This window comes from Candidatus Cloacimonadota bacterium, from assembly GCA_016932035.1.
Classification (GTDB): Bacteria; Cloacimonadota; Cloacimonadia; order JGIOTU-2; family JGIOTU-2; genus Celaenobacter.
The window spans coordinates 42,734-66,972 of the sequence record JAFGDR010000011.1; the positions used below are offsets into that span (position 1 = coordinate 42,734).

Genomic DNA, 24,239 nt, shown 5'->3' on the forward strand with positions numbered 1-24,239 from the left:
CTATGGCTAAACAGAAAGTAATAAAAGCAAATGTTCTTTTTGATGGGAAGAAAAAGTACGAGCAAAAATATATTGTTGTCGAAGGTCGCAAAATTATTGATGTCACAGATAAAAAATTGAAAGCTGATTTCGAAGGTTGGGTCACGCCAGCTCTTATCGATGCACATTCTCATATTGGTATGGATAGGGAAGGTGAGCCATGGACAGAATCTGAGACCAATGACATCATAAACCAGATACTTCCTTTGAACAATCCGATCGATAGCATTTATTTTGATGACAGAGCTTTTAAAGATGCCGTGGATTTTGGTGTACTGTATAGCTGTGTTGTGCCAGGTAGCGGAAATCTCATCGGAGGTCAGGCTATGATCATCAAAAATTTCGGCAAAAACCGTGATGATGCTTTTATGAAAGCATACGGCTTCAAAATGGCACTCGGATACAATCCGCGTTCAACAACAGACTGGAAAGGTGAACGATCGAATACGCGTATGGGCGTATATTCGCTACTTGAGAAAAAACTCGACGAAGTTCTTATCAAAAAAGAAAAAGCTGACGTTTCAAAGGATAAGAAAATAAACGAACTTAAGGCAAAATTCAAAAAGAAAGATATCAGCAAAGAGGATTTTGAGATCGATAAAAAAATCCTCGAACGTGAGTATGAACTCGGATTCTCACCTGAAGATAAAGCTCTTCTTACCTTGTTGTCCGGACAATATACCTCAAAAGTGCACGTTCACAAAGATGATGATGTCCTCTACCTCATCCATCTTGCAGATAAGTATAAGATAAAATGCACAGCAGATCATACCGGGGATGTCTTTCATAAAGATATCTTTAATGAACTCGCAAAAAACAATATCCCGGTTGTGTATGGTCCACTTGGCTCAGTAGGATACAAAGTCGAGTTGAAGCATGCCTATTATCAAAACACAAAGCTTCTTATGGATTCAAGAGCATTTTTCGGACTCATGACCGATCATCCGGTCATCCATACGATCGCACTTCGGGATAGCTTGAAATTCTTCATGATACAGGGCATGAATGAGGAGGATGCCATCTCGTTGATCACGTATAAAAATGCAAAAATCCTTGGTATCGACGATAAGCTTGGAACTATTGAGCAAGGAAAACTCGCAAGTATTGTGGTATGGGATAAAAATCCGCTTCATCTTGGTGCATTCCCTATTATGGTCATGGCGGAAGGTAAAGTCTTAAGAAAAAAATAGGAGGACACCACTCTGAGAAAATTTGTAATATTATTCATAGCTGTAAGTATTGTTGCAAGCTGTGCAGTAAACAAGACAAGCAGGAGTTTTGATCCACTTCCCTCGTGGAATGATGGAGAAAACAAATCACGAATAATTTCTTTTGTACTCAACGCTTCTGATCCTCAAAGCCATGATTATATTCCTCCTCAGGATAGGATTGCCACATTTGACTTCGACGGCACAATCTTTTGCGAAAAACCAACCTATGCAAATTTCCAGGTCTGCATTGACCACTATCGTCATGCTGTACAAAGAGATTCTGCATTACGGACAGTTCAGCCATACAAAGCTGCGGTAGAAAATGATGAAAATTATATGAATCACCATCTTGTAACTTTCCTCACCACTGATTATCTCGGTAAATCACAGGAAGAATATATCAGTTCTGTCTCTGCTTTTATGGATACGACCATTCATGCAGAATTGAGAATCCCATATAAATATCTCTATTACATTCCTATGGTTGAGCTTATTGAGTATCTCCTTATACAAGATTTCCAGGTCTATATAACATCTGGCTCAATGACAGGTTTTTTACGAGGTGCTTTAAAGGATCGACTTCCTTTCGAACCTTCCAATATTATTGGTTCGCGTATAGAGCTGAAGTATTCGTATGATGATTCTGTAACATCGTTCATACGACAAGAAAATATAATTCATAACAATAATGCAAATGGAAAAGCAGAGGGCATATACACGCATATTGGCAAACCGCCTGTTTTTGCAGCCGGAAATTCGATGGGCGACTACGAGATGCTTCGCTTTACAGATAGCCCCAAGCACCAAACCATCGCACTTGTTATCAATCATGACGATGCCCAAGAAGAGTATGAATACACATATCAGGATCTTCTTGATCTGTGCAGAAAGAATAATTGGCTTATAATCAGCATGAAAGAGGATTTCAAACATATTTTTATCGAGTGAGGGATTAAATGTTGACAGAATATATCAACTATAAGCATATAAATAGAGGATAAATTATGTGGATGCCATGAAAGGGGGCACTATGAAAAGGGTTAGTATTATTTTGGGATTCGCGCTTCTTGTTCTCATAGGATGCAGTTCTTCTATCGATGAAGCAATGAAGCTGTATATGAAGGAGAATATTGATCGGATCGAAATCCTTTTTTATACGGTTGAAGGCACAAAAGGTATGCAGCCGATTCTGGCTCAAACCTTTATGGACAGAGAAAATCTTGATAGAGTGCTTTCATTCATAACAAAGAAACCAGCTGAGTTCTATAAGTGTGGATATACAGGTGAGATGATTTTCATTCAGGATTCACAGAGCGTGCTCAAAGAACGCATGAAGTTCAGTATCGAACCTGGTTGTGAGCATATTGTGTATATGTTCGACAGAAACCTTTATTCCCGAAAAATCTCAAAAAAGGGACTTCTATTCCTGAAAAAGCTGTATGATAAAGTAATGAAAAAATAATAGCACGTGGAGGTTTGGATATGAAATTCCGAAACATACTCGGGATTATGAGTGTTGTTCTGATCATTCTTAGTTGCTCATCTGCAAGTATATCGAAAAAGGATCGGGAGATGCTTGAAACAGAAGCCTTCTCCGTACTTGATGAAGCAATTCAGGATAGCGACTATTTCGTTCGAAGCAGAGCTATTGATGCAATGCGAGATATAGCAGACCCATCATTTGTACCAGCTCTGATTGATGCATTGTATGATCCAGATGACATTGTAGTTATGAAAGCTGCAAGAGCACTTGGTACTATTGGAGATACTACTGCTATACCAGATCTTGAATTTACCCTTGCAGTTGATCCTAACTTCACCGCCCAGAAAGCTTCAGCAGTTGCATTGTACAGACTCGGTAGGAAGGAAGAAGCATTGGAATTCATCAGAGCCGGGCTTGCTGACGAATCTGGTTACAATCGAGACATCATGCTCAACGAGCTTACTTTTGCTCGCAGTGATGATTTCATTCCAATGTATATTGATATGCTGAACGATTCAGTAGGTTCTGTGCGGGATGATGCCATCAATGCGATTTCTCTGCGTAATGCAAAGCAAGCAGTTCCTCATCTTATGGAAGCTTTGACAGATCCATACCTACTTATTCGACTTCATGCAATTGTGGCGATCTCTAAGCTTGGAGATGAAGCACAATTAAGAGAAGCTCTGGATATCACACAACAGGAAATTGAAAAAATGGAAAATGGAAATCTTGATAATGTAATCGAGTTTAATGAGTATCAGCTTGATGCTTATAAACTCCTCCTTGCTAGTACACTCCTCTTAGAACTTCAAGATACAACGTATATAAGCTATTTATATGACCTGCCTGTGGATCTAACAAGTCCAACGAGTTTGGCTGCTACGTTCTTCCTTGCAAGTTGGGGAGATGAAAATGCGATTCAAAAGTTTAGTGAGTTTTCGGACTATTGGGAGGTAGATATCAGGAGTTCAGTAGTTGAGCTTGTCAGTGAAATTGACGAAGAATGGGCTTGGCAATTAATCCTCAAAGCTACTCAAGATCCCGATGACGAAGTACGCGAAACAGCAACCCGTTTTCTCCAATTCTATGATGAAAAAGAAGTTAAAGAAGCACTGATAAACCTTCTGAATGATCCTAATCCAGATATCAAAATCGAAGCTGCACTTTCGCTCAACGAGCTTGGAGATAAAAATGGTGTATATGCAATTCAACCCTTACTTCAGCTCGAAGACTGGTATGTTAAGATTGATGCTGCAAAGGTGATTTTGCTCATCCTGCAGAATAAGTAAAATAAGAGGAGTATAGTTTATGGATAACTTAGCCAAGAAAACAGTGCTTTACAGCAGCATTGTTCTTGTTCTTTATCTTCTCTTCTTTTTTTTACTGGATAGACCAATAAGTCTTTGGATAAATAATCATCTCCAATCGACATGGATCTTTGATGCAGGAACTTTTCTTTCCTACCTGGCTGATGGATCGTTCATACGAATAGCAGTTGCGCTATGTTTTATTGTCATTTTGGTCTTTGATCCAACAATAAAGCATCATTGGACGAGGATGCTTCTCTACGTTGCCCTGAGTGCTGCCATTGCTCTTGTTGTTGGAGAAGGCTTGAAGATATTCCTTGGACGTCACAGACCTGTCATGCTTTATGAACAAGAAAAATATGGCCTTCACTTTTTTACCAAGCAATGGGAAATGAACTCAACACCATCAGGACATTCTCTCAGGATCTTTTCTATACTTACTGCTCTTTCTCTTCTTTTCAGAAAGTGGGTTGTTGTTTTTGTTACGATTGCTGTTTTGGTGTGTTTGAGTAGGGTCATCGTAACAGCTCATTACCCGAGTGATATCATTTTTGGTGCTTATATCGGAATTTTCAGTGCTTTATGGACATTCAAAAATTGTTGTGCGGTGTATCCTGATCTACCTCAATATGACTATAAAACTTAGAATCAATGACCAATGAGGAGATCGTTCGGAGTTTCAAGAAAAGACAGAAGATCCAGATTCTTGTCATACCTATTGCTATCTTAGGATTTTTCCTGATCATGCTCATCAATCCTATCTCCATAATTTTTGGATTTTTTATAATTCTTGGATGTTTAATAATTACGCTTAGAAGCTGGCGTTGTCCAAATTGCAATACATATCTTGGAAGAGGCTTGTATTACAGACAATGCCCAAAATGTAAAGTCCCATTTCGATTAGCAGAGGAAAAAAAACATGAAGTCAATTAAAATAATTATTTTCGTCTTTATGATTCTCGCTCTCTCAATGTGTGCTTCGAAAAATAAACAGAACATTGACCCATCACAATCCCAGCATAAAGATGAAAAGCCACAGTATGAACAAGTGCTTTCGGGTAAGAAACTTCAAGCTGGATTGGGATTTGTCGATCTTATTACTGTGTTCGATACTCCAGCTGATATGTACGATCTACTCGGCACACCTTATGAAGATATTGAGTTTCCATTTAACTATTTTTATGAAGACGGTTCTTTTAATATCACTTTCATTGCTGAATTCACGAGAAAAGATATGGATTTCCGTCTTGATATGGTCAATCTCACATATGATCCTGAAGGATTATTACAGACTGAAAAGGGCATCAAACTGGGAGACGCTCGTGACAAAGCAATAGAAGCATATGGAGATGATTACAACGAGTACACTGATGGAATTGTATATCATTCACTGGGTATCGGGTTTTTTGTCGATGAGCAAAATAAGATCGAAGAGATCTTAGTTTTTCGAGTTCCAAAATCGGAACTACCAAAATGGCTTGAACCAATACAATATGAAGATAAATTGACTTCATATAATTTCCTTGAGATGCAGATTCAAATCCCTTCAGCATGGCAAGAAACAATCAAACAGGAAAATGTCATTGCCGGATATGACAGTCCCGATAAAACTGCTTCACTTTTGATCTCAAAAGCTTATGAGGACCGAAATTTCACCTTTGAGAGCTATGTTTTTTTGGAAGAAGCAATTTTCGTAGAAGAAAATTTTATTCCTGAGAAGGATCGATGGCTGGATCAGGATATTCTAACACATTTCAATGCAAACCAGGGTTATATTTCTCAGTCTGTTGCTCAAGGTGAAAAACGCACCTATATGCTCATGCTTGAAAAAACCAGATATCCCGAGCATAACTATCAAAATTTCTATTACACCGTTTCTTTGGATATCACGCTGGACACACTGGATTTGCATATTGAGCCTGATGAAACCGAAGCTGCTCTTGTATCTGCTATCATGAGAAGTGTTCATCTGGATGGTCCGCTCATACCTCAGTTAAACAATAGAGAACCAATTGAGTCTGATGCGAAAAAAATACTTCCATGTCTAAAGGAAATAATAAATGTTTGCGTGTTTAACAGAATTGATCTGCTATGTGACCATGTGCTGGATTTCCGTAAGGCTTATGACGAGAACATCATTCAGCCCCTTGACCCGCAAATTGATGATCATCTTGAGGAAGCACTTGATATTCAAATGGAGATCAGCAGTTTTTTAATGGCACATAATTACAGTATTTCCTATCTTGGAACCGAGGAAGATGACGTGCTTTGGTACGGACTTGAAATCACGAATGTTCTTGACCAAAAAATTATTCTTGGATTCGTTACGTATGAAGATAGATATCTCCTCGGCGATATTGATTAATTAGGAGAAATATGAATAATATAATTTCAAAACACGGCACTCCTTCAGGTTCACTCATTCATGTTGGTAAGAAAAAGATGGAAAAAGTCCATATTACTGTCATGGATTATGATGCTGACAATTATACGGAGAAAACTCTCAATAGCGTATCAGAATGTAAAAAATATGTAAATACATCATCTGTTACATGGATAAATGTTGATGGAGTTCACGATCCTGCTGTGATGGAAGACTTCGGTAAGGTCTTTAATCTTCATCCTCTTTTACTTGAAGATATTATGAACACTGAACAGCGACCAAAGGTTGAAGATTTTGGTGAATACATGTATTTCGTACTGAAAATGCTCTATCGTAATGACGATGACAGCATCTGTGCTGAGCAAGTGAGCATCATTCTTGGCAAGGATTATGTGATCTCATTTCAGGAGCGGACTGGTGATGTTTTTGATCTAATACGTCAACGCATCAGAAATAAAAAAGGACGTATAAGAAATTTTCATGCAGATTATCTGATGTATGCTTTGATCGATTCAATCATAGATCATTATTTTATTATTCTTGAAACTGTTGGTGAATCTATTGAAAAACTTGAAGATGAAGTGGTTAAAACTCCGACCCCAAATACGCTGCAACTTATACACCGAATGAAGCGAATGATGATGTACTTGAGAAAATCTGTATGGCCACTACGTGAAGTAATCAATGCTATGCACCATTCAGAAAGCGACCTTATCGACGAAAGTATCAACGTGTACTTAAGGGACGTTTATGATCATACAATACAGGTGATCGACACGATTGAATCTTACCGTGACATGGTTTCAGGTTTGTTGGATATCTATCTTTCAAGCATCAGCAACAAAATGAATGAAGTTATGAAAGTCTTAACGATCATTGCGACGATCTTTATTCCGCTGACATTCATTGCAGGTATCTACGGTATGAACTTTGCTTTTATGCCCGAGCTTCAATGGAAATGGGGTTATTTTGTTACACTCGGTGTAATGCTTATTGTTATGTTAGGAATGTTAAGATTCTTTAGAAAACGAAAGTGGTTATAATATGAAGATTAAACACATCTTAATGATCGTATTGATCATTGCAGTCATTATTATTGTTATCCAGAATTCAGAACAGGTTTCGCTGACCATTCTATTCTGGAACATCAGCATGTCAAAAATCATCTTCTACCCCCTGCTTTTTGTGGTAGGTTTCTTGGTAGGAGTATTTACGAAATCCGGTTCGAGTAAGACAAATAAAGGAGAAAAAGTAGGCGTTATAAGAGAGTATTAAATCCCTATCATTAGTAGCTCAGAATCCCGATTAAGAAATACTACTTATTCTGCTTGAGTCCTTTGACGATTCTTCGCTCTTCTTTTATTTTTTCGAGACTCTCTTCATCAACAAGAAGATAAGGTCGATTTTCTGGGAAAAATACCCAGTATTCATTCACATTATACGTTACAAGACCATTGCTGAACATTTCATTTTCTACTCTCTGAAACCAGTAACAATAGCTCATATCTTTTTCTTTGATCTCATCCCCGTAACGATCGCTTCTGAAGTAATAATTATCCTCCGGTTCTCCCTCGGTTTTAAACGTAAGATACCCCTGTTGTTCAAATGCTACTTGCAGCATATTGGGAAGTACGTCAACCGCAATGCCGGGAGTGAGAGTTCTGAATACAACCTGATCAAGCAATTTATCCTCTACCTTTTCCAGCCGATGCTTTTTTGAAACACGCTTATCAATATCGATAATCTCGCGTTCCAGAATGACTTCATCGGACACATAAAACTGTAGCTTCATGATCTCTTGTTGGGTCAGATTATATTCCTGCTGTAGTTGTAGTGTGTATGGCACATAGACTCTCGAGCATGAGAGCATTGCAAACATTAGTAATAACCAGATAATTATATTCTTATTTTTCATGCGATCTCCCGAATATGGAATGATGAAAATATCTCATTGAAAGAAGATGCAAATACGAAATATACTGTCAATTTATTATGCACATCTTAAGAAGAAATATGGTATAATGGATCATTCGATGTAAATATGAATGATCAAAGGATTATTCTCGTCTTCAATTTCCATGTAGAAAAGATCTCCGATCTCACCACCAACAGCTTGAGAAAATATATCTTCCCAATTGATCGATGAGATATCAAAGGATGATTCTCCTATCTTTGTTTTGATGGTTGCTTCTTTAGGTATGATCTTCAGCCCGGCATTGATAAATGCAACTGGAATAGAAATATGAATAATCCTTTTTTCAGTATCCCTTTTAATGACATCGAATACCATTCTTTTTGATTCATTTTGAGTGGGTCTTTTTTTCTTTGATGAAATTGCTTTGATGAGTTCTTCTGCCTGGGAAGCATTGATCGTTCCGGCAGCAAGCATATCGATAATCTTTTTTTTCTCACTCATCATCTTCTCCCAGAGCTTTGAGTAGGCGTTCAGCTTCATCAGAAGAGATCGTACCTTTTTCGAGCATATCAAGAATTTTCATTCTGCTCTCACTCATAGATTCTTTTTGTTCTCCATGTTTATGAAATGCTTCTTTGACCGATTCCATTGTTTCTTTAAACTTCTTTTTCAGCTCTTCAGCATGTTTTTTATCTTTGATCTCTTCATCGATCTTTGCTTTGATCTTATCCTTATTCTTTTCGAGCGTTTCCATCGTTTTTTCAAAGGTTTGAGAAAAATCATAATTCATATTTTTGATGTGATCTTTTGCTTTACTGAATGCTTTTTTTGCTTGCTCGATTCCTTCTTCGAATGGAATATTATCAAATACGTCAGAGATGTAATCACCAAAACTCGTAAAATCCATATGAGTATCTTTTTGTATTGGCTCTTTCATCAATTGAATACTGCCGAGTTTATTCTTAATATCGATCTTCACATTTCCAGATCCATTCACCATCTCGATTGTCTGTCCGTCAGTAGTTTTCTGTCGGTCATAGTCACCATCCAAACCTATTCGGAAATTGCCAAGATGATTCTCTGCCCTGATCGCAAATTCAATTTCCTCGGGTATAATAAGAAGTATTTTTCCATTCTTATTCATAAATGAATATTTTCCTTTTTCTGTTGGAAGGAATTCATAATACATACTACCATTATTATTTTTGAGATCAGCACTTTCGAAACCACCTTCAATAACACGGATCGGACCATTCTCAAGATTGAGGGCAAGCGTACCTTTGCACCTGCTTATCTTGCAGGAACCATTCTCCCCATCGATGTTCATCCTTCCTTCACTAATTCTAATTGTGATACTTCCATTTTTTGAAGATGCTTCGATATCGCCATTGCACTTTTCGATCTTTAAAGCCCCATTCCGGGTTTTGCAAGCCAGACTTCCCTGATTGTTTTCCACTCTGATCGAGCCATTTCTTGATTCAAGATCATGGTTTCCCACAAGTTCTTCCAGGCGCAAGCCACCATTTGATAATTTTGAGACAAGCGTCGTCTTCCTGGGAACTAATATTTCAATATGAGCTTTTATTGTGTGAATATTATTTGGCAGTTCAAGCGTGATGCTCAGTTCATTCTTCTTTCTATTGTAATCTGTTTTAAGCAGATCTTCAAGTGTAAGGTTATCAGGAATGTCTCCTTTTAGTTCTAATGACACATCGAGTGCTGTTTCTTCTTTGTCATAACCTTGAATGTTAAAACCAACATTCTCGGATTCCAGATTAAGCCGCAGATTGCTTTTTGTATCGATTGTTCGTGTTTCAAGAAAATTTTTAATCATGTTAACTCCTTTTTTTTAATTTTTTAATTGCATCATCCACAGAAATCTCCCCTCGTTCGATTTCATCTAAAATTGACTCTGACAAATTCTGTGTTTTACTTTGTTGCGATGGGCAGAGTACACCAATGACTTCTGCCAGCCGGTTCTTCACCGTCGGATACGAAATACCGAGTGCTTTTTCTACTTCCTTAATACTCCCCTGTGCGCAGATGAACACTTTTACGAATTCCTGCTGAGGTGCAGAGAGTGACGCAAGATCACCTACTGCGAAGTTTCCTCTGATCGTGGTATCACATTTCGGGCAATGATATTCTTTAATCTCCAATGTGGAATTGCAAACCGGACACTGTTTTAATCTATTATTCATATGACCTCACTTTCAATATCAATTATTTTAATATATTTATTAATTATGTCAAGTAAATTTGAATATTTTTTATATTTATTTATTTTCAAATGAATATTATTGATTTTTTGAATAAATAAAAAGACAGGACCGAAATCCTGCCTTTAAATTAAGATCTTGCTCGTATTTATCCATGTTTTCGACGGGTAAAGATGTTATATACTGAGGGTATCACAATTAGAGTGAGAAACATTGAGACAAAGATACCACCGATACTCACAATTCCGATTGCTTGCCTGAATTCCTTACCTGCCGAACCGATTCCCAGCGCCATTGGAAGCATACCCAGCATAATAGCAAAACTCGCCATGAGGATTGGACGTAACTTGGTGGGACATGCTTCGATAAGTGCTTCTGTCGCTTTCATGCCCTTTTTCCGAAGCTGGTTTGTATAATCCAGCAGCAGGATTGCATTGTTCACCACAATACCCACCAGCATGATGATTGCCATCATCGAAAAGATATTCATGGTCTGTCCTGAGATATAAACTGCTAGGAACACACCGATCAAAGCCAATGGTAAGGTTAACAGAATATACAGTGGCTGTACAAAGCTCTCAAGGATTGCAGCAAGAAGCATATAGGTAAGGAGTACTGCAATGATGAAGACACGAAGCATTTCAATTGTGGTATCCTGAAGTTCGCTAATACTTCCACCCCAGCTTATTCGGTAACCTTCCGGCAACTTTACTTCAGCAAGTTTTTGTCGTATGCCAGCTGCCACTGTACCTTCGGGTACATCTTTTGCAGAAGAACCGCTAAACCTTATAGTAGTATATTTATCCCGGTGAATGATCTTATTCAATCCTGAAGTAAATTCTACATCAGCAAGTTGTGAAATCCTATAGGTACCATAAGGTGTTACAACAGGAATATTACCAATCTCTTCTGGCGAATCAACAGATTCTTCAGACAGCTTCACTTTAATATCATATTCTTCACCTTCCGTTTTGTATTGCGAAGCAACGGTTCCTTCTATCGCTGTTCTCAATGTAAAGGCAAGGTCAAAAATTGTAGCACCTACCTGGGCAAATTTATCACGCTTCGGATATAGTGTGATCTCAGGTTTACCAGCGCGAGAACTGTTATCAAAATTTTCCAGTCCATATACGTCAGCACATTTTTCGACGATCTCATTCTTTAGTTCTTCAAGTATTTCGATAACCTGACCCTGCAGAAAGAACTCTATACCTCCTCCACCAATTCCAGATTCCGCATGTACATTGATCTTTGCGTTCGGAATATCCGCTACATCCTGCATCAGAAGAGCTATCATATCATTTGTAGAAAAATCTCTTTTATCTACATCAACGAGTTTAACTTCTGCACTACCGAGATTTGTGGCTTTATCCACCCATCCCTGAGAACCAATATTCGCGATCATATGTTTCACTTCAGGATGAGTAGTTATTCTTTCTTCAATTGCCTGGAAGACCTCTGCTGTTTCCTGCAGACTGTACCCCTGAGGTAACTCAACATCAATTGACAGATTTCCTTCATCAAGATTAGGCATAAACTCAAATCCTATTCTGCTGGCGACCCCGAAACTCAACACAAAGAGAATAAATGCTATAACTATTGCACCACCACTTATAAGCTTTCTACGAAGTAATATTCTAAGAACATTCTTATAGAAATTATCAAGCTGATCGAACATGCGATCAAAACAATGAGCAACTTTGCCTTTCTTTTTATCATGATCCTCAGGAAGTATCAATGATGCCAGCATTGGAGTGAGAGTAAAGGATATCAAAAGTGAGAAAACTGTAGCAAATGTAACGGTGAGAGCAAATTCTTTGAAGAACTGACCTGCGATCGAACCCATTGTTGCCAGAGGAAGAAATACGACAATATTCGTCAGGGTCGAAGCAAATACTGCAACTGCTATCTCTGAAGTTCCTTTATTCGCAGCTTCTTTTCTTCGATTTCCCATTCTGATATGCCTGAAAATATTCTCGATTACTACAACCGAGTTCGTCACAAGTATTCCCACTGCTGTTGAGAGCCCCATAAGTGTCAGCACATTTATAGTAAAACCTGAGATCTGAAGCAGCAGGAATGTTGAGATGATCGATGTAGGCATTGCGAGTGCAACAATGATCGTTGAACGGAGATCATGCAGGAAGAAGAAAAGTATAATACCCGTGAGAACGATTCCTAGAATAATGTTTCCAAGGGTATCGTCCACTGCAGCTTGAATAAAGTCTGCATCATCATCGATTATTGATAACTCAGTATTATCAGGAATCAAAGCTCGGATACCTGGCAGCTCTTTCCGAACCTGATCTGATATCTCAACCGGATTACCGTCAACACTCTTTATAATATCGATCTTGATCACATTTTCTTGCTTGTAGTTTTCAAGATTATTGAAATAAGTTGTACGCTGACGAACATCAGATCCAGTATCCTTGATCTCTGCGATCTGCCTAAGTTGTTTCACCCCATAATGTGTTGGTATTTCAAGTTCCTCAAGAGTTTTAATATCTTCAAACCGCCCATTAAGACGAACGGAATATTCCTGATCTGCTTTTGTAAATGAACCACCAGGCATATCAATATTATGAGCTGCGAGGATCTGTGCGAGTTGTGGTAATGATATTTCATTCTGAAACACTACTTTCTCATCCAGTTCTATGTGTATTTCCCGTTCTCGTCCCCCGCTTAATTCGACCTGAGCAACACCTTCAATCTGTGACAACCTGTCTTTGAGTAGCTTATCTGCGATTTCATATAATTCAGTTCCAGGTATATTCCCCGTGAACACAAGGTTCATGATGGGTGATGCATTAACATCAAAACGTGAAATCACAGGACTTTCTGCGTCTGATGGCAGATTGTTTTTTATTGCTTCAATCTTGTCCTTCACCTCCTGGCTAGCAATGTTCACATCTTTTCCAAGCTCGAAACGTATGAGTACAAATCCGAAGTTCTCAACCGCGTAAGATTCAATATAATCAATCCTGCTGATGGTCGAGATCGCATCTTCGATCTTTTTTACTACCTGAGATTCAATCTCAAGCGGTCCTGCACCAGGATATATCACCTGAACCGTCACAAAGGGAAATTCGACATCTGGCATGAGATTCAAGGGTAAGCTGAAATAAGCAAGAAGCCCGAACACGATGAAGACAAGTATAATCATTGTGATCATAACCGGACGATTGATTGATAGTTTTGATAAAATCATGATAACCTCAGCTTCCTTATTGTATCACTTTGACTTTGACGCCGTCTTTTATCATGTTCAAGCCTTCGGTAATGATCTTATCACCTGATTTCAAACCGGTAAGTACTTCCACTTCTGTTCCGTTTTGTTGTCCCAGAGTAATTGCTCGTTTCACTGCCTGCCCATCTTTGAGTATATAAACATAATATCCGTTTTCATCTTCGCGAATATTCTTCCGGGCTACCTTGAGTGCTTCGGCATTGTTGTATACGAGAATTTTGATCCTCGCAGTCACCCCACAGGCGTGTATATTATCAGGATTATCAAACACTATATCAACAGGAAATGCCTGCAGGTTACTATCCAGAGCGAGACCGATCTGAGTTACGCTACCGGAAAGGGTGTTTCTCAGCCATGATGCTTCCGCTTTCATTCCTTTTTTAATATCACAGACCTCCTGCTCCGTAACCCAAACCCGTGCTTTCATCTTTTCTGTATCAGATACAATGAACAAAATATCTCCGGGAAACACATTATCAGAAACCTTCACATCAACTGTCGTTACAATGCCTGATATGGGAGCTTCCGCTTTGATCATTTTGCGTACTGCATCCCAGTTCGCTTTGCTCACTTTGTATGCAGTTTCTGCACCATCAAGATCCTGCTTAGAAATTCCACCGATCTCAAAAAGATTTATCAAGCGATCATATGTTGTTTGTGCATTTTCGTAGGCGGATTTTGCTTGAAGAAATTGTGCCGAAGGAGTATCTTCTGGAAATTCCACCAGCACATCTCCTTCTGTAACCTGTGACCCAACTACAGCATTTACTTTTTCAACTTCAGCTTGTACCATACTTGCAACATTTGTCTGACGTATACCTTTAAGGGGTGCATTGTATGAAAGCCATAGTTCGAACGACGAAGGTTCAAGGATGAGTATCTTTATTGGAACACCCTCCTCTTTATGTATCTGTTCAATATTTTTGGATGCTATTTGTTCTTTTCTGCTGCAACCTGAATATACAAGAATCAGGATAATTGCAAAGATGATTATGGATTTGTTTTTTTTCATGTATTCTCCTTGATCTATAATTGGATCCCTATAGCCTTTTTGAGCTGTTCATAGGAAATAATTGCGTCATATAATGCTTGTAAATGATTAAGACGTGCTGATTTTAACTGCACCTGCGCATCCAGAACTTCAAGTTGAACTGCAACCTGATTCTCATACCGCGCTTGAGCTATTGTAAATCCCTTTTCTGCAAGTTTCACATTTTGTTTCTGACTCTCTACTTTGAGTTTAGCATTCTTGAATGTCAAATAGGAATTCTTGATATCCAGTTCAATTCCTTCTTCGAGCTGAAGATAGGACAACTTTGCCATTTTTAGATCCTGTCTGGCTTTTGCGATCTTTGCTGTATTGGAAAATCCTGTAAAGAGCGGTATAGATAGTCCCACTCCTACCTGATAGGTGTCTCCGATATCATCATAGGTGATTTTGTACCTGCCTGATGATCCTGCATACTTCTGATATTCAGCAGAAATAAAAATATTAGGCAGTAAATTCCCCTTCTGAATGGATAGCACAACCTTGTTGATCTCAACATTTATCGATGCAAGATCAAGTTCGATCCTATCTTGTTTACCATGCTGGATTGCTTCTTCAAGCGACATCAGTTTAATTTCTGGAAGAAGAAACTCCCCTGAAAATTCTACTTTTTCATCCTCTATACCAAGATGATTCTTGAAACTCTCTAATAAAAGGGTATAATTATTTTCTGCTTGAATAACTTCTGGTTCGAGATTTGCTGTCTGCAGTCTAGCACGCAAAAGGTCATATTCCGAGACCAAACCCTGCGCAAACATATTCTTCACCTGTTGCTGGTACTGATAAGCTAGATCAAGTGCTTCCTTTTGAATATCAACCAACTGCTCCAGAAGCAATACTTTGTAGAACATGTCCTTAGTTTTGAATATTACATCCTGTTGAACAAGCAAGTAATTCTTCTGCTGCATATTCTTGATCTTACCGGCAATGCGTATTCCTTTGATCAGTTTTCCGCCCATAAACACAACCTGATCCAGTTTGATTTGTGCAAATGCTGCTGCTTCTTTTTGAAGTTCGGACGGCACGAAATCTGCGAATGCTCCATCCACATAGCCAGCAATGATTTGGTCATTATAGATCTCAAGGCTGTCATTTTCGGTGGGAATACCTGTAAGGTCTCCTGTGCCATAGATCATATCCGATAGTGACGGGATATCCATAAGTGCTGACTTTGGTAGATGTGATTGTGAGAGTTGATATCCAGCATTCAGACTAATCTGTGGCAGCAAACTTCCGCGTATATTATTGTACTCCTGCTTCATTTTTTCAACTTCAGCCCGTGCCTTCTGCAGCTCCTTGTTATTTTCCAGTGCACGTTGAATACAATCAGAGAGTTTGAGTTCGTACCTCTCAGCCACAAGAAGAGTAGTAAAAATAATAATGATTACTGTAATCAAACTTAACTTTTTCATAGAGCTCCTTTTACTTTTGAATACCCTGCAATATTATATTAATAGTCTTCTCAACGATTTCCTCGATATCAATATTCACATCCCGAACTAAAATTGTATATCCGTAACCTGTCGTTGTACTAATAAGGAGGTAAATCAAAGAATCGATTGAATCAACTTGGAACAATTTTTTCTCGATACCCTCGTTAATGATCTCTTTGATCTTTTCGTAGGTAGAGGAAAACAAATTTTGCTTAATTTCTTCAGCCATATCCAGATACTTCATTGGAATATCTGTTTTTCTTAAGGTGTCGATAAATCTTTTATGCTTTTTATATGAATAAAGCTGGTTGATCATATACCTTCTAATCTTTTCGACCGGATCTTGGATATTTTTCAGATCATCAAACGTTTCTTTCTTGATGTCATCGATGATATGATACATCAATTGCTCGATGAGATCATCTTTATTTTTAAAATAATAATATAATGCCTGCTGTTTAAAACCGCACTCCTTTGCAATGTCATCCAGTGTTGTCTTCTCGATGCCATATTGTGCGAATACCATGTGCGCTGCCTCTAGAATTTCTTCTTTACTAGCCATAGATATCTCCGATAAATGTGTGTTGGCAGAATGGGCAATGATGTGAAAAGCATGTCAATATATATTTAAATTTTTGTTAAATATTTAAATTTATTGAATAATCAAATATATTTTGAAAGTACTTTCTGGGTTGATAGCAAAAGGCGAGGATTTTCATCCTCGCCTTGTAGATATTTGATGTACTCTTAGTTACTTCTTCTTTTTACGTCCACATTCAACACACTCGTCGAACTTCTTGTGTGTTTTGAATCTGGTCATACCGAATTTTCCGAATATAGAATCAATATATGAATAGACAACGGGAATGATGAAAAGCGTAAGCAATGTTGCAAAAGCCAATCCAAATGCAATACTGACTGCAATTGGTTTCCAGCTTTCCACCTGGCTTGATGACGACAGAAGAATCGGCATAAAACCAGCAATCGTTGTGACCGTTGTCATCAGGATTGGACGAAGACGAACAGTACCTGCGTTTATCAGTGAATTCCAGCGGTCAACACCCCTCTCACGCTCGCTATTAACAAAATCGACAAGCACGAGGGAATCATTTACAACAACTCCCGCAAGTGCAAGTACAGCGATCAACGTCATCATTGAGAAGGGCAGACCTGTAATAATAAGACCGAATATGACTCCGATGATCGCAAACGGAATCGTGAGCATAACAATGAACGGTTGCACATAGGAATTGAACTTCGCAGCAAGAATCGCAAAGATGAGGATCAACGCAACGACTAACGCTACATAGAGTGAATTATATACCTCGGTTCTCTGCTGCGTCACACCGCCATATTGTAACTGATATCCCGGGAAACGCTCTGTGAAGTTACTGAGTATACCGGTTGTACCGGTAAGGGTATTTCCCTTGAGAATATTCGTTACTTCATCGGGAGTTTGCTTTACCATTTTTCCATTATCATCATAGGTTGTTGTATTTCCATTAACAGTTAGAACTCTGTTTCCATTATAATGTTCAATCTGCGAATATCCAGCTGTTATCTCAAAATCTGCCAATTCTTTCAAGGGAATAAGAGCACCTGTTGTGGTTCTAATTTTAATCTCTTTTAGATCGGAAACATCATCTATCTGATCTTCCTGAACACGTACAACGATGTCATATTCATCGAGTTCTCCACCACGGAATTTTGAAACCGGCGCTCCATAGGACGCAATAGACACAACTGATGCGACACTGTTAACATCCAGGCCATACAATCCCAGTTTATCGTGCTTGGGCAGGATTTTTATCTCCTTTTTGCCGTCATCCATACTCGTTTCCAGATCAGTTACACCGGGAATATCTTCCAAGATGGATATCACATAGCTGCCGATACTTTCAAGTTTATCGATATTGTTCCCGATAATTCGCAACTCAATATCAGCATCTGTTGGCGGTCCACCTCTCTCTCCTTCAATAAATTTGTATGAGAAGAGACCGGGTACAGTATCGAGATATTTCCTGATCGTACCCTTTATCCGTTCGATCGAGTACGTCAGATCATCGGCATCCACCAGATCGATCTTTACTTCTGCATTAGATGTTTCAACCTGTGATCTGTGATGTTCTGTGTATTGCCCCACCGTTGCAACAATAGCCTCGACATCCTTACTTTCTTCCATATTCTGAATGAATCTTTCGATTTGAGATACTACATCATTGGTTTTATCAAGGCTCGTTCCAACGGGTGTTTCAAGATTGAGTATGATGGTTTTAGGGGTACCTGATGGGAAGAACTCAAATTTAACCAACCCCATTCCGAAAGCGCCAAGTGCAAGCAACAAAGCAGCGATAATGATAATGACAGAAACATATCGATATTTCAAAGCCCTGATAATAAGATATTTATAAACCTTTGTGAGCCATGCATGCAGCTTATGGGTTTTATCTTTTAGATTTTCTCCTTTTTTTCCGCTGAAATCTGCTATATGAGAAGGAAGGATGATCAGGCATTCGAGCAATGATGAAAAGAGTGCTATCGAAACAACAATGGGAAACACGCTCATGAACTTGCCCATCATACCCTTCATAAGAAGCATCGGCAAAAAAGCTGCAATCGTTGTTGCCACCGCTGCTACCACGGGCCACATGATCTCATTAGTACCTTTAATAGCTGCTTCTTTTGCACTCATACCCTGCTCGCGATATCGATGTACATTTTCGAGTACGATAATTGCATCATCAACAATCATTCCAATTACAAGAATAAGCGCAAACAAGCTGAGATTGTTCATGGTTACGCCAAGTAAGTCCATGATCAGGAAGGTCAGAAAAAAACTGAATGGAATTCCCCATGCAGCAAAGAGAGCATTCCTCCAGCCGATAAAAATGAATAATGTGATGAACACGAGTATGATACCGATCAATGCATTATTACCGAGTGTAAAAAGGCTGTTCTTCACTTCGATCGAGCCGTCGTTACGCACTTCCAGATTTAAACCGGGTATTTTACCAACAAAATCTTCGGAAGCTTTGCGAACGTTTTTCATCACCTGGATAATATTTCCCTCAGCATCCATATAGATATTAACATTCACTGCCTTATCCCCATTGAGTTTACCTATCGTAACCTGCTCCTCAAGGGTATCTATAACGGTAGCAACATTTCCAATACGAATAGCTCTGCCATTTTCATCCATACGAACGATCACGTTTTTTATTTCATCCACTGTTTCGAACTCACCAACAGTTCGAATAAGAAATTCTGCGCGCCCGAATTTGATATCACCAGCCGGTACATTTTTATTTCTATTCGTTATAGCATTAACAATTTCATATATACTCAAACCGTATTGATCGAGTTTGTTCACATCATTTTCTACCCAGATCTCACGATCCCGCGTACCAGCAATCTCGACATTTGCTATATTCTCAAGATTCAGGATCTCATCTTTGAAGTCGTCTGCAATCTCACGAATTGCATTTGCAGAAAAATCTCCACCAAGAGCAACTGTACAGATCTCATTAACCTCTCTCATATTAAGACGTACAAGAATGGGATCATCAGCACCATCAGGAAGATCAGTTGCTTTTTGTATTTCTGTATTCAAATCCGACCAAGACTTCTCGATATCAGCATTCGGTTCCATCCTGATAAAAATTGTCGCTCTTCCAGCAGAACAAGTCGAAGAATAATAGTCAACATCATCCAGATTAACGATCTGCTCCTCGAGCTTCTTCACAACAAGATTTTCCATCTCTTCAGGAGAAACACCTCTGTATGTTACAACGATATAAAATGCCCCAAAATCAATAGACGGCATCTCTTCTTTGGGCATGAAAATAAGTGTGTAGATGCCAACGATGAACACGATGATCATTATCATGTTTATCAGTTTGCTGTGATTTACTGAAAAATTTGCTATAGACATGGGTACTCCTTAGGAAGATGAATCGGATTGATATACGGATTTGATAACTACTTTTGTTCCTTCTTGTAGATTTTCATATCCTTCTCTGACGAGTTTATCGCCTGGCTTCAACCCTTGCTTTATAATGACATTACGGTCGACTTCGTACCCGAGGTCGATCATTACTTTATGTGCAACATTCTCCTCATCAATAACAAATACCAGTTTTTCGTCGTACTTTTCGGATATATTATTGAGTGACGTATAGATTACATCCTCATATACATGAGCAAGAATATAACCCTCGACAACCATTCCCGGAAGGAGCATCCTATCTTTATTATCAATTGTAATTTCTATCGGATAATTAGCAGTTCCAGCAAGAGGTTTGATCCCGACACCCGTAATAACACCATCGATATCATAACCATTCTCACCATAATGAATGCGTACATGCTGACCCTTCTTAACAACGAGGATATCGCTTTCACCAATACCAGTTTTGATCACAAGCTTCTTCGTATTGACGATCGTACACACAGGACTCCCTGCGCCGATCATTTGTCCGATCTCTAAATTGATATGTGTAATATACCCGGAAACAGGTGCAGTAAAAAGGGAGTTGCTTAATGCTCTCTTTGCGCTTGCAAGTCCTGCCTTCGCAGCTTCCAGACCTGCCTGCGCACTTTTAAAACCAATCTGCGCTTCAAGGTAGGACATTTTAGATATCTTTCCATCATTATAGAGTTTCTCGGAAGTCGTAAGATTAAGCTGTGCACTTTCGAATGACGCCTGAGCAGCCAGCAGCGAAGCTTCTGCCTGGTCAACATAGTTTTTCAAGTCTGTATTATCGATGCTGCCAATCGGTACACCTTTGTCCACCCAATCTCCGAGTTCTTTAAACACCTCAGTTATCTTACCATTCACTTCGCTTGAAAGTGTGATGTCAGTAATACCTTCGAGGGTGCCAACGACCTTAATATATTCCTCAAGATCGCCGGGTTGGACAACTTCCACAATGACAGATGTAGGCACCATCTCTTTATTCGTAGCGCCAAAACCACCAGGTTTTGAACATGCGTTAAGCAATAACACTGTCATTCCAATGAGTATGATTATCTTTATTACATATTTTGTATTCATCTTTCTCCTTTATATGTTCTTTTCTATTAATTCTTGCAAAATATCTTCTTCCGAGCCTAGTTGCTGTAAAAGCGCTGTTTTTGCTCCTAAGAAATTAAACATTGATTGCACATATTGATTCTGCGTGGATAAGTACAAAGTTTGGGCAGAATTCAAATCATTAGCGCTGATCATTCCCTGAGAAAAACTCTCCTGCATCTGTGCATATGTTTCTTTGGCTTGCTCTCGCGAAGATCTTGCTGCACTGATCGAGTTTGCTGATGAAACCAAATTTAAAAACTGCGCCTTGATCCCTGTAAGAATTGCGTCTTCTGAATATTTATATGCATACTGTGCTTCCTTCAAATCATGGTGTGCCTGGGTATAGGATGTAATATTATCGACTATTGGGAAAATTGGTAGCGATGCTGCGAGGGTGATGCTTTCCGAATTATCATAGTTGTTCATATAATCATATTTGATCCAGTTCTTAGAATAGGAAAGGTTAAGAGAAGGAAGGAAATTTCCCCCAGCCATGAGAAGAGCTTTCTTACTTGTATTGACCGCTATCCTGGAAATCTGAACAGCCGGACTATGTTCAACTGCGTATTGGGTAAGACCATTTGAAATACTATCAATCTCAGCAAGTGTCAGATTCTGAAGATCCTTCATGAGCCCATAATAGGATGTAGAATCGATAGGTGCTATCTCGCCGATATGTCCTATCTGAAGATAATTCATCAAATTCATCTTGCTGGTTTGATACAGGTTCTCCATCTGCAGCACACCTACCAGCTTATTTGTCTTTTCTGCTTGAATCTGGAGGAAATCTCCTTTGGAAAGGAGACCGGAATCGTACTTAGCTTGTGCGATCTCCAGATTTATTGTACTCGATTCAAGGTCCAGTTTTGCAATCTCCAAAAGTTTCCTGTTTTGTAGCACTGCTTGATACTCGGATTCAACACCAGCCAGTGTTTCGAGCTTGGACATGCGCAGGTTTTCCTTAGATATTTTAACTGCATCTTCCTGCATCCGTGCACCGAGCCAGATCTTGCCGCCATTAAAAAGCGGCTGAGTTATCGAGACACCATACGTGTTCAGTTTATCTACCTTGAATGTGCCTATGGTTTGATCAGGGTTATATCTAGTCTGGCTTGCATTCAAAGATGCAGAGGGAAGCAGTCCGGTATAAGCATTCCAGCGTGCTGATTGGCTCGATTTCAATGCTTCGATCTCTGCAAGATAGCCAGGAAAATTCTTCAGGGCTAACTCTTTTGCGAGCTCTAGATCAAGATCGAGGGCATAGAGATTCATAAATGCAAACAAAAATACAGTTACGCTTACAAGTACTCTCTTTTTCATTCTTTAATCTCCTCTTTCTTTAAAAAATATGACTCATTCTCAGAATTCTCTGCAAAGCTGATGAATCCATTCAATGCTTTCAGATTCGCCTTGTGAAGTACCACGAACATGTCCTCCATCAAAGTAAAATAGTTCATCTCTGGTTCTGAAAAATTCTTTATTAAATTCTCTTTCTTCTTATCAAGGTCTCTCATATGAGACAAAAAGACACCTTTCATATGCTTAATGATCTCAATGAATTCCTCTTGTGTAACATTGTTTTTACAAAAACGGAGAAGGTGCCAGAATCCTGCCGGATTCAAAGAAGAATAATTGAGTAAGAAATCCTTAAGATTATCTCTTAAGAATTTAATTCCTTTATCAGTAGCAGAATAAACTTTTCTCGGTGGATTATTCTCATCAAATTCATATTCTCCTGAAATCAATCCCTCCTTCTCATAACGTTTCAATATCGAATAGACTGAAGGTTTTTTAATTTCCATCATGTCATAGATACCTTTTTCTTCGAAAAAATTACATAACTTATATCCGTGCATCGGTCTATAATTTATCAAACCAAGAACGGTTAATTCTATACTTGAGATCATCGTATCTCCTTTCGATGCCAATCGGTAGTCTTAACAATAATAGTGTCAAGTATTATATTATTTTTTAGAATAGTCTCTTTTATATCATTACTTATTATATTACCCAGGAGAAAAAACAAAACTAATAGTTTAATTGACATACATATGCAATACATTATCTTTTTTTCTAAATTAATAAAGGAGTACAGCATGAAAGTTAAGGTATTAATTATTTTCGTAATTCTAAACGCTATCGTTTGCTCTTCTGTATTTGCTCAGGATAAGAACTGGAGTAACACCACCGAGCTTTCTTTTGTAAATACAACAGGAAATACAGAAGTAACAACGTTATCAGCAAAAGACAAACTATCGTACAAATTCTCTCCAAAGATCGAGACCATTCTCAATCTCGCAGCATTGTATGGCAAAAGTGATGGTGTTAAAAATTCTGAAAATTATTCAGCAAAACTTAAAATATCCTATTTGATTTCCGAGAGGTTTTATACAAGTCTTATAGCCGGATGGTCAAAGGATGAATTTGCAGGTGTGGATTCCAAGATATGGATAGGACCTGCACTTGGATATAAGATACTTACCGGACCGAAACACACACTCGATTTCGAGGCTGGTGCAGAATATGTCGATGAGAAATTTGTCGATGACACAAAAAATGGCTATTTTAATGGAAGAGCATTTACTGAATATAAATTCATATTCTCAGAAAAAAGCAATCTTTCTCAATCGCTTGAATTTAATTATGATTTTGAAAACAGCGATAATTATGATATGACATCTGTCACTGCAATAACGACTGCACTCAGCGATATGCTCTCTCTGAAGGCAAGCTACAACATAAACTATGTGAATGCACCAGTCCCAGCAACACTGAAGAAAACAGACACTGCACTATCGGTTTCACTTATAATCAATATGTAAATATTTTAACAGTACAATAACAAAAGGGACTGAAATATAATCAGTCCCTTTATTC

The 24,239-nt window shown here is 38.6% G+C and carries 21 protein-coding genes; 9 read left to right on the plus strand and 12 right to left on the minus strand.

Annotated features, from left to right (window positions below):
* The first annotated feature begins 2 nt into the window (after window positions 1–2).
* The 8 genes from JW794_01830 (at window position 3) to JW794_01865 (ending at window position 7,698) form a co-directional block, all read left to right on the plus strand.
* Window positions 3–1,229 carry an amidohydrolase family protein gene (locus JW794_01830; protein MBN2016866.1) on the plus strand — a complete coding sequence of 409 codons (1,227 nt, stop codon included), beginning with the start codon at window positions 3–5 and terminating at the stop codon, window positions 1,227–1,229.
* A 12-nt stretch (window positions 1,230–1,241) separates the two neighbouring features.
* Window positions 1,242–2,198: a haloacid dehalogenase-like hydrolase gene (locus tag JW794_01835; GenBank protein MBN2016867.1), complete on the plus strand. Its 957-nt coding sequence runs from the start codon at window positions 1,242–1,244 to the stop codon at window positions 2,196–2,198.
* Between the two features lie 82 nt (window positions 2,199–2,280).
* Window positions 2,281–2,712 (plus strand): hypothetical protein, encoded by a 432-nt coding sequence (locus JW794_01840; protein MBN2016868.1) that lies wholly within the window; start codon window positions 2,281–2,283, stop codon window positions 2,710–2,712.
* A 20-nt stretch (window positions 2,713–2,732) separates the two neighbouring features.
* The gene (locus JW794_01845) at window positions 2,733–4,022 is read left to right on the plus strand and encodes a HEAT repeat domain-containing protein (protein ID MBN2016869.1); all 1,290 of its coding nucleotides are present in this window, start codon (window positions 2,733–2,735) and stop codon (window positions 4,020–4,022) included.
* 19 nt (window positions 4,023–4,041) lie between these two features.
* A complete protein-coding gene (locus tag JW794_01850; protein ID MBN2016870.1) occupies window positions 4,042–4,686 on the plus strand; it encodes a phosphatase PAP2 family protein in 645 nt (214 codons plus the stop codon).
* Between the two features lie 273 nt (window positions 4,687–4,959).
* The gene (locus tag JW794_01855; protein ID MBN2016871.1) at window positions 4,960–6,405 is read left to right on the plus strand and encodes a hypothetical protein; all 1,446 of its coding nucleotides are present in this window, start codon (window positions 4,960–4,962) and stop codon (window positions 6,403–6,405) included.
* Between the two features lie 11 nt (window positions 6,406–6,416).
* Window positions 6,417–7,466, plus strand: a complete 1,050-nt coding sequence (gene corA, locus JW794_01860; protein MBN2016872.1) for a magnesium/cobalt transporter CorA — start codon at window positions 6,417–6,419, stop codon at window positions 7,464–7,466.
* 1 nt (window position 7,467) lies between these two features.
* Window positions 7,468–7,698, plus strand: coding sequence for a DUF1049 domain-containing protein (locus tag JW794_01865; GenBank protein MBN2016873.1), 231 nt, complete (start codon window positions 7,468–7,470; stop codon window positions 7,696–7,698).
* Window positions 7,699–7,738: 40 nt separating this feature from the next.
* Here the strand turns inward: JW794_01865 and JW794_01870 are convergent, their stop codons facing one another.
* The 12 genes from JW794_01870 to JW794_01925 all read right to left on the minus strand — a co-directional run bounded on the left by JW794_01870 (window position 7,739) and on the right by JW794_01925 (window position 23,269).
* Window positions 7,739–8,338: a hypothetical protein gene (locus JW794_01870; protein MBN2016874.1), complete on the minus strand. Its 600-nt coding sequence runs from the start codon at window positions 8,336–8,338 to the stop codon at window positions 7,739–7,741.
* Between the two features lie 111 nt (window positions 8,339–8,449).
* Window positions 8,450–8,839 (minus strand): hypothetical protein, encoded by a 390-nt coding sequence (locus tag JW794_01875; protein ID MBN2016875.1) that lies wholly within the window; start codon window positions 8,837–8,839, stop codon window positions 8,450–8,452.
* Complete coding sequence (locus JW794_01880) at window positions 8,832–10,172, minus strand: DUF4097 family beta strand repeat protein (protein MBN2016876.1); 1,341 nt, start codon at window positions 10,170–10,172, stop codon at window positions 8,832–8,834. The genes JW794_01875 and JW794_01880 overlap by 8 nt, the downstream gene beginning before the upstream one ends.
* A gap of 1 nt (window position 10,173) precedes the next feature.
* A complete protein-coding gene (locus JW794_01885) occupies window positions 10,174–10,539 on the minus strand; it encodes a DUF2089 domain-containing protein (protein MBN2016877.1) in 366 nt (121 codons plus the stop codon).
* Window positions 10,540–10,705: 166 nt separating this feature from the next.
* Window positions 10,706–13,768, minus strand: a complete 3,063-nt coding sequence (locus JW794_01890; protein ID MBN2016878.1) for an efflux RND transporter permease subunit — start codon at window positions 13,766–13,768, stop codon at window positions 10,706–10,708.
* Between the two features lie 16 nt (window positions 13,769–13,784).
* Window positions 13,785–14,819 (minus strand): efflux RND transporter periplasmic adaptor subunit, encoded by a 1,035-nt coding sequence (locus JW794_01895; protein ID MBN2016879.1) that lies wholly within the window; start codon window positions 14,817–14,819, stop codon window positions 13,785–13,787.
* Between the two features lie 14 nt (window positions 14,820–14,833).
* On the minus strand, window positions 14,834–16,267 hold the full coding sequence (locus tag JW794_01900; protein ID MBN2016880.1) for a TolC family protein: 1,434 nt from the start codon (window positions 16,265–16,267) through the stop codon (window positions 14,834–14,836).
* A gap of 10 nt (window positions 16,268–16,277) precedes the next feature.
* Window positions 16,278–16,850, minus strand: a complete 573-nt coding sequence (locus tag JW794_01905; protein MBN2016881.1) for a TetR/AcrR family transcriptional regulator — start codon at window positions 16,848–16,850, stop codon at window positions 16,278–16,280.
* 189 nt (window positions 16,851–17,039) lie between these two features.
* Window positions 17,040–20,219 carry an efflux RND transporter permease subunit gene (locus JW794_01910; GenBank protein MBN2016882.1) on the minus strand — a complete coding sequence of 1,060 codons (3,180 nt, stop codon included), beginning with the start codon at window positions 20,217–20,219 and terminating at the stop codon, window positions 17,040–17,042.
* Window positions 20,220–20,228: 9 nt separating this feature from the next.
* Complete coding sequence (locus tag JW794_01915; protein ID MBN2016883.1) at window positions 20,229–21,341, minus strand: efflux RND transporter periplasmic adaptor subunit; 1,113 nt, start codon at window positions 21,339–21,341, stop codon at window positions 20,229–20,231.
* 9 nt (window positions 21,342–21,350) lie between these two features.
* Window positions 21,351–22,682 carry a TolC family protein gene (locus tag JW794_01920; GenBank protein ID MBN2016884.1) on the minus strand — a complete coding sequence of 444 codons (1,332 nt, stop codon included), beginning with the start codon at window positions 22,680–22,682 and terminating at the stop codon, window positions 21,351–21,353.
* Window positions 22,679–23,269, minus strand: coding sequence for a PadR family transcriptional regulator (locus JW794_01925; GenBank protein MBN2016885.1), 591 nt, complete (start codon window positions 23,267–23,269; stop codon window positions 22,679–22,681). Before JW794_01925 ends, JW794_01920 begins: the two co-directional genes overlap by 4 nt.
* Before the next feature lie 189 nt (window positions 23,270–23,458).
* Here JW794_01925 and JW794_01930 point away from each other — a divergent pair, with 189 nt between their 5' ends.
* Window positions 23,459–24,184 carry a DUF481 domain-containing protein gene (locus JW794_01930; GenBank protein ID MBN2016886.1) on the plus strand — a complete coding sequence of 242 codons (726 nt, stop codon included), beginning with the start codon at window positions 23,459–23,461 and terminating at the stop codon, window positions 24,182–24,184.
* Window positions 24,185–24,239 lie beyond the last annotated feature (55 nt).